Origin of the sequence: Vibrio sp. 1S139 (genome assembly GCF_041439475.1) — a bacterium.
GTDB lineage: Bacteria > Pseudomonadota > Gammaproteobacteria > Enterobacterales > Vibrionaceae > Vibrio > Vibrio crassostreae_C.
Map to the genome: position 1 here is coordinate 97,875 of NZ_JBGOOD010000001.1, position 12,455 is coordinate 110,329.

A 12,455-nucleotide genomic window follows, 5' to 3' on the forward strand; every position below is an offset into this window, starting at 1 on the left:
TAGCTCTGGAGTTCGTTGGAAAAGTTCGTTAGTCTGCAAGTACGAAGAATTATTCATCACCCGAAAATAAATACGCACCAGTGACTTCGGGTGGTACAAGGACTATAAGATTTAATGGAAAGCCTTACGTTACAACCAATTCAAAAAGTGAACGGGGAAGTTAACCTACCTGGTTCAAAAAGCGTTTCCAACCGTGCACTTCTTTTGGCTGCACTTTCTACGGGAACCACTCGCCTAACAAACTTGCTAGACAGTGATGATATTCGTCATATGTTGAATGCATTGACTCAGTTAGGTGTTGATTATCAGTTGTCTGCAGACAAAACCGTTTGTGAAGTGACAGGTGTTGGTGGTGCATTCTCAAGTGACAAAGCCCTAGAGCTTTTCTTAGGTAACGCGGGTACGGCGATGCGTCCGTTGGCGGCTGCACTATGTTTAGGTCGCGGTGAATACGTTCTTACTGGTGAGCCTCGCATGAAAGAGCGCCCAATTGGCCACTTAGTAACAGCACTACGAGAAGCCGGTGCCGACGTTGAATATTTAGAGAACGAAAACTACCCGCCATTGAAGATCACAGGTACCGGTTTGAAGAGCGGTACGGTTTCTATCGACGGTTCGATCTCTAGTCAATTTTTGACGGCATTTTTGATGGCTGCGCCTTTAGCTGAAGGTGAAGTGACCATTAAAATTGACGGTGAATTGGTTTCTAAACCTTACATCGATATTACGCTGCACATCATGAAGCAATTTGGTGTGGACGTGATCAATAATGATTACCAAGAGTTTGTGATTCCTACCGGGCAATCTTACTCGGCACCGGGTGATTTCTTGGTTGAAGGTGATGCATCATCTGCGTCATATTTCCTTGCAGCCGCTGCTATCAAAGGTGGTGAGATTAAGGTCACTGGTATTGGTAAAAACAGTATCCAAGGTGATATCCAATTCGCTGATGCGCTTGAGAAAATGGGTGCGGAAATCGAATGGGGTGACGACTACGTTATTTCTCGTTGTGGCGAGCTGAAAGGCATTGATATGGACTATAACCATATCCCAGATGCTGCGATGACTATCGCGACAACCGCATTGTTTGCGAAAGGCACAACGGCAATCCGTAATGTCTACAACTGGCGTGTGAAAGAGACAGACCGCTTGGCTGCAATGGCAACAGAGCTACGCAAAGTCGGCGCTGAAGTGGAAGAGGGTGAAGATTACATTATTGTTAACCCTGTGGCTGAACTGACTCATGCGGCGATTGATACTTACGATGATCACCGTATGGCGATGTGTTTCTCGCTGGTTGCTTTGAGCGATACGCCTGTGACGATTAATGATCCAGGTTGTACGTCAAAGACATTCCCTGATTATTTCGACAAGCTGAAAATGCTAAGTCTATAAAAATGCTTAGTATGTAAAGGTTTAGGAACAAAAAAGCTTGCCTAAGTGGCAAGCTTTTTAATTATTGCTGAATTGTAAATTCTTTCGAAAGGTGGTGCGCTAAGTATTTAAACATGTTAAATACCGCGGTTGTATTCTCTGTCGGCATTCCATTGCTGTCTAAGAAGTATTCACCTTTGAAGACGAGTACATCGTCTTTTTCTACTACGCTGTTTGCGCGCATGCCTTCAATGTAGTCATCATGTGATTGGATAATTTGGTTTGCGATAAGCAGTAAATCAAATTCTGCTATTACTTTCTTTGTCATGAGTTTATCTCTGATAACTGAATATAACGTTGAGTTTATGGTGTCGAACTAGAAATTCAATGATTTCACAACCGATTAAGAGAGTCTTTTCAAACATCCACAATTTATTTTGTGATTTACGGCAAAAATAATTGAATGGGGCTCGCGTTAGATTCGCGGACAAGCTTAGTATGAGCCCGTTTAGACGTAATGCCTGATGAATAGGCTCTTGCAAGTATTCTTAGTGAGTACTTTATAGCTTCTTTATATTGTGACCCTTTTATCTATGAGTCGTCGAATTGTCGAGCGATCAGATCCAATTTTGAAAAAAGCGGTTGATCTTCTAGTAATCTCGCACAATAGTAAAAAAAGAAGCAATGAATTTAGAATATCATGCGTAAAAGCCCACAAGCTAAATTGTTGGTGCTGAAGCATCGTGATTAAGGACGTTAGAGTCAATATGGGTAAATCGCTCGTTATAGTGGAGTCGCCAGCCAAGGCTAAAACTATCAATAAATATCTTGGCAAAGACTTTGTCGTTAAGTCGAGTGTAGGTCACGTACGTGATTTACCAACGGCAGGTCAAAGTACTGGTCAAAAGGCTGCTGCAGTTTCAACCAAGGGTATGAGCCCAGAAGACAAAGCTCGTATCAAGAAAGAAAAAGATCGCAAAGCTCTTATCAAAAAGATGGGTATCAACCCGTATAAAGAGTGGGAAGCGAACTACCAAATCCTACCTGGTAAAGAGAAAGTCGTCGCTGAATTGCAAAAACTGGCTGAGAACGCAGACCATGTTTATCTCGCAACCGATTTGGACCGCGAAGGAGAAGCTATCGCATGGCACCTTCGTGAGATCATCGGTGGCGATGAAACGCGATACAAGCGAGTGGTTTTTAACGAAATCACCAAGAATGCTATTCAACAAGCTTTCGAAACTCCAGGTGAGCTAAATATTGATGGCGTAAACGCACAACAAGCACGACGTTTTATGGACCGTGTTGTTGGCTTTATGGTGTCACCTCTGCTTTGGAAAAAAGTAGCACGAGGCCTGTCCGCTGGCCGTGTTCAATCAGTAGCGGTAAAACTACTGGTAGAGCGTGAGCGCGAGATCAACGCCTTTATCCCTGAAGAGTTCTGGGATGTGCATGCTGATACTAAAACAGCAGAGAAAACCGACTTTAGACTGCAAGTTGCACAGAAAGACGGTGTTGCGTTTAAACCTGAAAATGAAGCGCAAACACAAGCTGCTGTTAGCGTTTTAGAAAAAGCGCAATACGAAGTATGTAAACGTGAAGACCGCCCAACAAAGAGTAAGCCGTCTGCACCTTACATCACGTCGACGCTGCAACAAGCGGCGAGTACGCGTCTTGGTTATGGCGTAAAGAAAACCATGATGCTGGCTCAACGCCTGTATGAAGCGGGTTACATCACTTATATGCGTACTGATTCAACCAACTTGAGTTCAGAAGCTGTAGAAGCCGCTCGTGAATACATTGGTTCTGAGTACGGCGCGCAATACCTTCCACCTAAAGCTCTTGCATACGGCAGCAAAGAGGGCGCTCAAGAGGCCCACGAAGCGATTCGTCCTTCAAGTGTAGATGTTAAGTCGGAAGATCTAAACGGCGTAGACGCAGACGCACACAAGCTTTACTCGCTAATTTGGAATCAATTCGTAGCGTGTCAAATGACGCCAGCTCAATACGATTCAACGACAGTAAGCGTTAAAGCAGATGAGTACACGTTGAAAGCGAAAGGTCGTATCCTTAAATTTGATGGTTGGACTCGTGTTCAGCGTCCAATGGGCAAGAACGAAGATACGATCCTTCCAGCAGTACAGATCGGCGATAAGCTTGATCTGATTGCGCTAGACCCTAAACAGCACTTCACTAAGCCACCGGCTCGTTTCACTGAAGCGGCGCTAGTTAAAGAGCTTGAGAAGCGTGGTATTGGTCGTCCTTCAACATACGCATCAATCATCTCAACGATTCAAGATCGCGGTTATGTAAAAGTTGAACAGCGTCGTTTCTATGCTGAGAAGATGGGTGAAATTGTTACTGACCGTCTAGATGGCAGCTTCAATGACCTAATGAACTACGACTTCACTGCTCGTATGGAGCAGAAGTTGGACCAAATCGCAGAAGGCGAAGCAAGCTGGAAAGGCGTGCTAGATAACTTCTTCGAAGACTTTACTGGCGATTTGGAAAAAGCAGACTTAGACGAAGAAGCTGGTGGCATGAAGCCAAATCATATCGTGGAAACCGATATTGAGTGTCCGACTTGTAGCCGTAAAATGGGTATTCGTACTGCTTCGACAGGCGTATTCCTTGGTTGTTCTGGCTATGCACTTCCACCAAAAGAGCGTTGTAAGACAACAATCAACCTTGGTGATGAAGAAGGCATTATCAACGTGCTTGAAGAAGACGTTGAAACAGCAGCACTTCGAGCTAAAAAGCGTTGTCCTATTTGTGAAACGGCAATGGATGCCTATCTAATCGATGATAAGCGTAAGATGCACGTATGTGGTAACAACCCGAACTGTGAAGGTTATGTGGTTGAGCACGGCGAATTTAAAGTGAAAGGCTACGATGGTCCACTTGTTGAGTGTGACAAGTGTGGTTCTGACATGGTTCTGAAGAACGGTCGTTTTGGTAAATACATGGACTGTACGAGTGAAGATTGTAAGAACACTCGTAAGATTCTGAAAAATGGCGAAGTTGCGCCACCAAAAGAAGACCCGGTGCATTTCCCTGAACTTCCGTGTGAAAATTCAGACGCGTACTTTGTTCTTCGTGATGGTGCTTCTGGTCTATTTATGGCTGCGAGCAACTTCCCTAAATCACGTGAAACACGTGCACCATTAGTGGAAGAGCTGGTTCGTTTTAAAGACCGTATCTCACCTAAGTTCCAATACCTAGCATCAGCGCCAGTTGCTGACCCTGATGGTAAGCCGACAGTGGTTCGTTTTAGTCGTAAGACCAAAGAAAACTACGTGCGTACTGAAGTAGATGGAAAACCGTCCGGTTGGACTGCGTTGTACATCGACGGTAAGTGGGAAGTTACGGATAAGCGTAAAAAGCCTAAAGAGAAATAACTGAACGTTATTGATGAAAAAGCAGCCTAATGGCTGCTTTTTTTTGATCTCAATATGACTAAATATGCAACTTGTTGATCTGGTGTTTCGTCTGCGAGAATTTATTAAATTCACATCGCAAAATAAATAATGGCAATTAATCAGATTTTCTTATGCAACTTTAACGAGAATGTAACTTAATTAAAATATTGTAACTCACAGATCAGCGTTTAGTTGTATACCTGATGTGTGTCGGGTGTTAATGTAATGTTTCGTCTGGACGGTGTAATGTGAGCTGCTTTAAGTCTTGGGAAAGCAATCAGCTTACGTACCACAGAATGGCGTATTAAAAATTGAATTCGGCCGAAAAGTCGATAACGTATATAAAACCAAGTGCAAAGAATAGTGCACACATAACAACGTTTGGCTTAGGATATTGTCACTGTATGTGAATGGATATTCGCTAAATACCGAAATAAGTGTTGGTGCTCATCCCCCAGAGGAAGATACCTCTACGAGTACTAACATCGACAAGCTATAGATATATGGAGAATAAAATGGCTGGTGTATTGGGAATGATTCTTGCTGGTGGTGAAGGCTCTCGCTTAAGACCTTTAACTGAATCTCGCAGCAAACCCTCGGTTCCTTTCGGTGGTAGTTACCGCTTAATTGATTTCGCTTTGAACAACTTCGTTAATGCTGATCTAATGAAGATCTACGTATTAACACAATTTAAGTCACAGTCACTGTTCCACCATATGAAAAAAGGCTGGAATATCAGTGGCATAACAGACCGTTTTATCGACCCAATTCCTGCGCAAATGCGTAAAGGAAAGCGTTGGTATGAAGGCACAGCAGATGCTATCTACCAAAACATGGGCTTTATGGAGTTGGAAGAACCTGATCAAGTATGTATTTTTGGTTCAGACCATATCTATAAGATGGACATCAAACAGATGCTTGATTTCCATAAAGAGAAGAAAGCGGCTCTAACAGTATCAGCATTGCGCATGCCGCTTGCTGAAGCATCAGAATTCGGTGTTATTGAGGTTGATGCTGACGGCCGTATGATTGGCTTTGAAGAGAAACCTGCAAATCCGAAGTCGATCCCGGGCGATCCAGAATCAGCGCTCGTTTCAATGGGCAACTACGTGTTCGAAGCGAAAGAGCTTTTTGCCGAACTAACGGAAGATGCTGATAGAGAAGGTTCGACACACGATTTCGGCAAAGACATTATTCCAAACATGTTCCCACGTGGTGATGTGTTTGTTTATGATTTCAGCACCAACCGTATTACTGGTGAGAAAGAAGAAGTTTACTGGCGCGATGTAGGTACGATTGACGCGTACTGGCAAGCGCACATGGACCTTCTTAAGAAAGATGCGCCATTCTCGCTATACAACCGTAAATGGCCTCTACACACTTATTACCCGCCACTACCACCAGCTACGTTTACTGATTCGGCAAATGGTCGAATTCAGATCATTGATAGCCTTGTGTGTAGCGGTAGTTATGTACGTGGTTCGCGTATTGAAAAGAGTGTACTGGGCTTCCGCAGCAATATCGCATCAGCGTGTGATATTAGCGAAAGCATCTTACTCGGTGATGTAAAAGTGGGTGAGGGTTGTATCTTGCGCCGCGTTATCATTGATAAAGACGCAGATATCGCACCGGGTACACAGATTGGTGTAAATCTGACAGAAGACAAAAAGCATTACCACGTATCTGACGATGGTGTCGTAGTGATTTCTAAAGGAGCACGAGTTGGTTACTAAGACTCTCTCGGTACTTTTTGTAGCGTCTGAAGTTGAAGGCTTGATTAAAAGTGGTGGCTTGGCTGATGTAGCCAAGGCACTGCCGAAAGCGTTGCAAACACTCGAACAGGACGTTCGAGTGACTATCCCCGCATATAGAAACATTCCAAACATTGATTCAGCAGAAGTTATTTTATCGACTGAACTCGATCATTGGCCTCATACGGCTTATCAAGTTAAAAAACTGAGCGTAGAAGGCGTTCCTGTTTTTGGTATTGAATGTGCCAAGTATTTCGACCGCCCGGAAATGTACGCAGAAAACAATCAAGCTTATGCTGATAACGGAGAGCGCTTCTCGTTCTTTAGTGCAGCCTGTCTTGATATGCTTCCTAAGCTTGGTTTCCAACCGGATATCATTCATGCAAATGACTGGCATACTGGTTTCGTTCCTTTCTTGCTTAAATCGCGTTATCAACAACACGATTTCTTTGAAAATACGCGCAGTGTTATTTCGATTCACAATGCGGTTTTCAAAGGTGTGTTCGCCTACGATGAACTTCAATTCCTGCCAGAGATGCACCGTTACCATGCGCCTGAAGCTTCAGTGAGTGACACTCATGTCACTATGCTAAGAGCTGGAGTGATGTGTGCGGATAAAGTGAACGCAGTAAGTCCTACCTATGCAGAAGAGTTGAAAACGGAATTAGGTAGCCACGGTATGGCTGCAGAATTCCAACACAGATCTGCTGATCTGTTCGGCATTTTGAATGGGTGTGATTATGGGGCTTGGAATCCGGAAACTGATGCTTTCCTTCCTCGTAAATACAAAGCGACCAAGCACAGCATGGCTCGCGGAAAATCAGCTTGTAAGCAAAAACTGCAACAAGATGTAGGTTTACCCGTTGCCGATTGCGCGGTTTATGGCATGGTTTGTCGCTTGACGAATCAAAAAGGTGTTCATTACTTACTGCCTATCATCGAACAGTTTTTGAAAAATGATCTTCAGATCGTGATTGTCGGTACTGGCGATCCGGTTTTGGCGAGTCAATTGAAAGAGCTATCAGCGCTTCACTCAGATAAGTTCTCGTTCGTAGAAGCGTACAATAATGAACTTGCGCACTTGGTTGAAGCAGGCTCTGATTTCTTCTTGATGCCTTCGGAATTTGAACCGTGTGGCTTAAACCAAATCTACAGCATGGCTTACGGTACTTTGCCGATTGTTCGTTCTGTGGGAGGTTTAAAAGACAGCGTGAATGATTACGATGAAGATCCTGAAGTCGCGACTGGGTTTGCTTTTGAAGAGCCAACACCGCAGGCGTTATTGGCTGTGTTACATCGTTCATTACTGCTTTATGCACAAAACCCATCTGAAATTAAGCGTGCTCAGCTTTATGCGATGCAGCAAGATTTTAGTTGGGAAGATGCGGCTAAAGAATACCTAGCTATGTATCATTCAGCATTTTAACTTGTTGACTTAGCTTTAAAATTAGCGGGCGGGCAACAACAGCTCGTAATAAATGAAGGCGCTCTAATTGTTGAGTGCCTTTTTGTTTCCTGGTCAGAGCACATCACGTTTACGAAGACAAAGCTTGCAAACTCATTTTTGTCAGGTAGAAAAGGTGAGGTAGGTATTCACATGACTAATGATATGTTTGACACTATTATCACTTAAAGTTCTTAATAGCGTGGTATCCTTAGTCATCGCCTCGTGATGAGGCATAGCTCCATTCCAATAATTAAAGCGATAGGTATGTCTGAGAGTTTACTATTTCATAAAACATTTACTCACCCTACGAGCGATGAGTGGGTTGTATTTGTGCATGGCGCAGGAGGCAGTTCCTCCATCTGGTTCAAGCAGATCAAAGCGTATAAACAGCATTTCAACTTACTTCTCATTGATCTGAGAGGGCACGGTAAATCAGACAATATACTTAAAGGGCTGATTTCGAATCGTTATACGTTCAAATCGGTGACGCTTGATATTCTTAAAGTGTTAGACCATCTTAAGATCCGTTCTGCACATTTCGTTGGCATGTCTTTGGGCACGATTATTGTGCGTAACGTTGCCGAACTGGCGGCTGGCCGTGTACGTTCAATGGTACTGGGTGGCGCTGTCACCAAGCTAAACACTCGCTCTCAAGTGTTAATCAAGTTGGGTAACCTCAGCAAGCACATCATTCCTTACATGTGGTTATACAGCCTTTTTGCTTATGTTGTGATGCCACAAAAAAGCCAAAAAGAGTCTCGTCACCTTTTTATCCGCGAAGCCAAAAAACTGTGCCAGAAAGAATTTAAACGCTGGTTTATCTTAACGGCTGATGTAAACCCCTTGATGAAATATTTTAAAGATAGAGAGCTACCAATACCGACTCTTTATTTGATGGGTGAACGTGACTACATGTTTATTAAGCCTGTAAAAGAAATGGTTGCAGCGCATGAATCGAGTGAGCTAGTAGAAATCCCGAATTGTGGACACGTGTGTAACGTGGAAAACCCTGAAGAGTTTAATCAGCGTTCGATTGCGTTTATTCAAAAACAAATTCAGTGATTTTCTAGGCGTGAAATCAAAGATGATGAGTTAATCGAATTGAAATAAAAACGGGAAGCTAACTTTAGCTTCCCGTTTTTAATTGGAGGAGGTATCTGACCGAATCGTTCTATCAGGTCACTGAAACCCTGCTATTCAGGTGAGGCAGCACCGCACTGCCAGCAAGAGCCGAATTGCGCTTCGTTGACTTCATGACACTCACCACAACGCCACTCTTCATAGATGATCGAATCTTGCTGCTTTTGGTAGTCATTGACGAGCATGCGAGCTTTACTGGCCAATTCTGGCTCATATAACCATACGTAAGGGTCAGTTTCTTCAGTGAATGGGATTTACCCCTTTAATCCGAACAACCCCTCACCACGGACTTCACAGGCAATATTCTCGCTTTCTAACAATCCACAGATGATATGAGCTTCTGTCGGATTCGATGCACTGAAGATTTTCATTGAAATAGAACCTTATTCGGCTATCTGTGTTGTTTAGATATTATAAACTATTCTGCTATATACATTATTCAGCTACGGGTGCTGAGCGAAACTTACCCATCAACCATTTAGCCACTATTGGGAATATCCCCAATAATGCAAATGACAATAGTACTGAAGGGGAGACGATGCCCGAAAGTGAATCAATTTCTGCGAGCTGAGTACCAGCATTCAAGAAAACCGCCGTCCCCGGTAACATCCCGATTTGACTCGTAATGTAGTAACGACTCACTGACATCGGTGTTAGACCCATCAATAGGTTGATAAGGAAAAATGGGAATACAGGAATCAGACGCAGAGAAAACAGGTAAAATGCGCCGTCTTTTTCAACCCCCTTGTTAATCGTCGCCAATTTGTCACCAAACTTGGTTTGAATCCAGTCACGCAACAGGTAACGGCTACTTAAGAAAGCTAAGGTCGCACCGATCGCACTTGCGAAAGATACCAGTAGCAAGCTGTTCCAGAAGCCAAATAGCGCGGCCCCTAATAAGGTTACAACAGCGGCACCAGGAATGGAGAAAGCCGTAATCATGACATACGCGACAAAATAGATAGCGGCAGCCGCAATAAAGTTGCTGTCAATGTAGTCATTTAACACAGCTTGTTGGGCCTTAGCATTTTCAAGCGTTAAGTACTGGCCGAAATTGATGCCTAACAAGACGATGGTTACGGCCAACACAATACCCAATATCATTTTCTTACTCATTGATACTTCCTCTAAATTTTCAATGCATACCGATAGTATAGATAGACAGGCAAAGCATAGATTAACTTTCACCAGATATAAAAAAAGCCGCAGTAAATGCGGCTTAGTTATGTATATAGATTGCACTGACAATGTTAATTGACGCGATTGATAAGCTCTTCGCGACGCTGCTGCGGTATAACAGACCAATGTGTACCATTAATCGCGCCTTCTAGCGCCCAAAGTAGTTCAATACTGACAGAAGACGCATGCGATTCTTTGATGGCGTTAAATGCGTTTACAGAGCCAGATTCATATAAACGTTCTACAGAATCGATCCCTGCCTTTTTCAACATACGCTCGGTAGCGAGTCGAAGATTAGGCAGATCTTTGAGTCGGGTCGGCTTAGCAGAAGACTGCTCAGCTTTTTCTTCTTTAGCAAAACCTAGAGACGTGGTTGCAAGCTGCAAGATTTTCTCTTGGTCTTGCCAGAGGCCTTCAGGTAAAGCGAAATATTTAGTAACGACAGGGAAACCACGTTTTTTGTAGACGTACGGTTGAAACCCTTGTTGTTCGAATTGTTTCGTTGTGCCTTTGTCTGCGCGTATGTGCAACTGGTCATTTACAACCAGAGCAAACATAGTGTCATCAGCAAAAAGACCGAAGCCACCAAACATTGAGCGTGATTTTATTTTTCCTAGGGACTCAAATAACTTCATCGAGTCCTTTAGTATCGGTTTATCCATGTTATTTATCTCGGTGTATTTGAACTACGCCACCAAATAAGCAGGTCCGAGAGATTAGCAAAATGTTGCAATTAAATTGTCAATAAGCCGTAAATTACTAAATTATTAGTAGTTACTGCATTTTGCCATCGGTAACCCCGCTACCATACCAACGAGTGGTTTAGGCCGGAAGCTTTGCGTCTCACTCTTTCGAGTGGTTTGCCCTGTGCGTGACTGATTGAATAGAATAAAGTTTTTGTTGGATGAAGCTCACACTTGATATTTCAAAATGTGATACTGCTTCAATTAATGATCTTTCCGTTGTGCGTCTGGGTTCATTATAGTTGCTGATAAAAAAAGCGCACCTAAAGGTGCGCTTGATGAAATTAAACTCGAATTATCAATTAATTTAACGTCTTAACTGTACTTCGTTCAACAATTTCAGGGTGCATTTCGAAGACGCGTTTTTCGTGGTCTTTGTCTTTGATGCGCTCCAATAGAATTTCGAATGCATTCTTACCAACACGACGTTTTGGTTGGTGAACTGTCGTTAACGGCGGAGAGAAGTATTCAGCGAGTTCGATGTTGTCGTAACCGATCACTGAGATATCTTCAGGAATGCGGATGCCTTTTTCTTGCAGTCGGCTCATTAAGCCGAGTGCCATTGTGTCGTTAAAGCAGAATACCGCCGTTGGACGATCTTCCATCTCAACGATTTGTTCTGCAGCAAGAACAGCTGTATCACACTCGAAGTTGCCTTCGATGATCATATTGTCATCGGCAGAAATTTTAGCTTCGTTAAGTGCGCGCTTGTAACCGGCAATACGTTCAACACATGCTGCTTTGTCTAAGTGGCCACTTAAACATGCAATCTTAGAGTGACCGCGTTCAATAAGGTATTTGGTCGCTAGGTAGCCACCTTCTTCAGAGTTATCGATGATCTTATCAGCTTGAGAACTCTCTGGGCCCCAGTCCATAATAACTTTAGGGATGTCAGCGTGACGGTCTAACATCTCTCTTAGTTCTTCAGTTAGGTCAGAACACATAACTAAGATGCCATCTACACGTTTCTCTGCAAGCATTCGAATGTAGTCACGTTGCTTCTCATAGATACCGCCCGTATTACACAGGATCAAAGTGTAACCTTGACGGTAGCAGTAGCTCTCAACACCATCGATAACTTCAGAGAAGAATAGATTAGTTGATTGAGTCACTAGCATGCCGATGGTGCGTGTTGTATTACACTTCAAGCTACGAGCAACAGCACTTGGTGCATAGTTCAGTTCATCTACGGCTTTGTTTACTTTTTCTTGCGTTGCTTCTGCAACAAAGCGAGTTTTATTGATTACGTGAGAAACGGTTGTTGTTGATACGCCGGCTAAGCGAGCGACATCTTTTATAGTGGCCATGGTTTTATCCTATTAGAAGCTACTTTCCCAAAGTACGGAATAAAGTAGCCGTTAAGCTACCTAACTAAGAGCTTAAATTTGTAGGGCTCTTTGGG

9 protein-coding genes, 1 pseudogene and 1 riboswitch are annotated in these 12,455 nt (G+C 43.3%); of the genes and pseudogenes, 5 read left to right on the forward strand and 5 right to left on the reverse strand.

What is annotated here, in order from left to right; all coding sequences use genetic code 11:
- The first annotated feature begins 114 nt into the window (after positions 1 to 114).
- Entirely contained in the window at positions 115 to 1,395 is a 1,281-nt protein-coding gene (gene aroA / locus ACED46_RS00400) for a 3-phosphoshikimate 1-carboxyvinyltransferase (RefSeq protein ID WP_017062105.1), read from the forward strand.
- A gap of 61 nt (positions 1,396 to 1,456) precedes the next feature.
- On the opposite strand, the gene ACED46_RS00405 is transcribed toward aroA, so the two are convergent.
- Positions 1,457 to 1,702 carry a YciN family protein gene (locus tag ACED46_RS00405; protein ID WP_017062104.1) on the reverse strand — a complete coding sequence of 82 codons (246 nt, stop codon included), beginning with the start codon at positions 1,700 to 1,702 and terminating at the stop codon, positions 1,457 to 1,459.
- 439 nt (positions 1,703 to 2,141) lie between these two features.
- On the opposite strand from ACED46_RS00405, the gene topA reads away from it, so the two are divergent.
- The 4 genes from topA to ACED46_RS00425 all read left to right on the forward strand — a co-directional run bounded on the left by topA (position 2,142) and on the right by ACED46_RS00425 (position 9,053).
- A complete protein-coding gene (gene topA / locus ACED46_RS00410) occupies positions 2,142 to 4,772 on the forward strand; it encodes a type I DNA topoisomerase (RefSeq protein WP_371720702.1) in 2,631 nt (876 codons plus the stop codon).
- A 524-nt stretch (positions 4,773 to 5,296) separates the two neighbouring features.
- Positions 5,297 to 6,526 carry a glucose-1-phosphate adenylyltransferase gene (gene glgC, locus ACED46_RS00415; protein ID WP_080582251.1) on the forward strand — a complete coding sequence of 410 codons (1,230 nt, stop codon included), beginning with the start codon at positions 5,297 to 5,299 and terminating at the stop codon, positions 6,524 to 6,526.
- Entirely contained in the window at positions 6,516 to 7,970 is a 1,455-nt protein-coding gene (gene glgA, locus ACED46_RS00420) for a glycogen synthase GlgA (protein ID WP_371720703.1), read from the forward strand. The genes glgC and glgA overlap by 11 nt, the downstream gene beginning before the upstream one ends.
- Positions 7,971 to 8,255: 285 nt before the next feature.
- Positions 8,256 to 9,053: an alpha/beta fold hydrolase gene (locus ACED46_RS00425; RefSeq protein WP_017062100.1), complete on the forward strand. Its 798-nt coding sequence runs from the start codon at positions 8,256 to 8,258 to the stop codon at positions 9,051 to 9,053.
- 131 nt (positions 9,054 to 9,184) lie between these two features.
- On the opposite strand, the pseudogene ACED46_RS00430 reads toward ACED46_RS00425, so the two are convergent.
- From ACED46_RS00430 to purR, 4 genes and pseudogenes are all read right to left on the reverse strand, one after another.
- Positions 9,185 to 9,502: pseudogene (locus tag ACED46_RS00430) on the reverse strand (DUF2007 domain-containing protein).
- Positions 9,503 to 9,566: 64 nt separating this feature from the next.
- Positions 9,567 to 10,247, reverse strand: a complete 681-nt coding sequence (locus ACED46_RS00435; RefSeq protein ID WP_371720704.1) for a TVP38/TMEM64 family protein — start codon at positions 10,245 to 10,247, stop codon at positions 9,567 to 9,569.
- Positions 10,248 to 10,381: 134 nt separating this feature from the next.
- The gene (locus ACED46_RS00440; protein WP_019820997.1) at positions 10,382 to 10,972 is read right to left on the reverse strand and encodes a TfoX/Sxy family DNA transformation protein; all 591 of its coding nucleotides are present in this window, start codon (positions 10,970 to 10,972) and stop codon (positions 10,382 to 10,384) included.
- 127 nt (positions 10,973 to 11,099) lie between these two features.
- Positions 11,100 to 11,185: riboswitch (cyclic di-GMP riboswitch) on the reverse strand.
- 170 nt (positions 11,186 to 11,355) lie between these two features.
- The gene (purR, locus tag ACED46_RS00445) at positions 11,356 to 12,360 is read right to left on the reverse strand and encodes an HTH-type transcriptional repressor PurR (RefSeq protein ID WP_017063507.1); all 1,005 of its coding nucleotides are present in this window, start codon (positions 12,358 to 12,360) and stop codon (positions 11,356 to 11,358) included.
- Between the last annotated feature and the right edge of the window lie 95 nt (positions 12,361 to 12,455).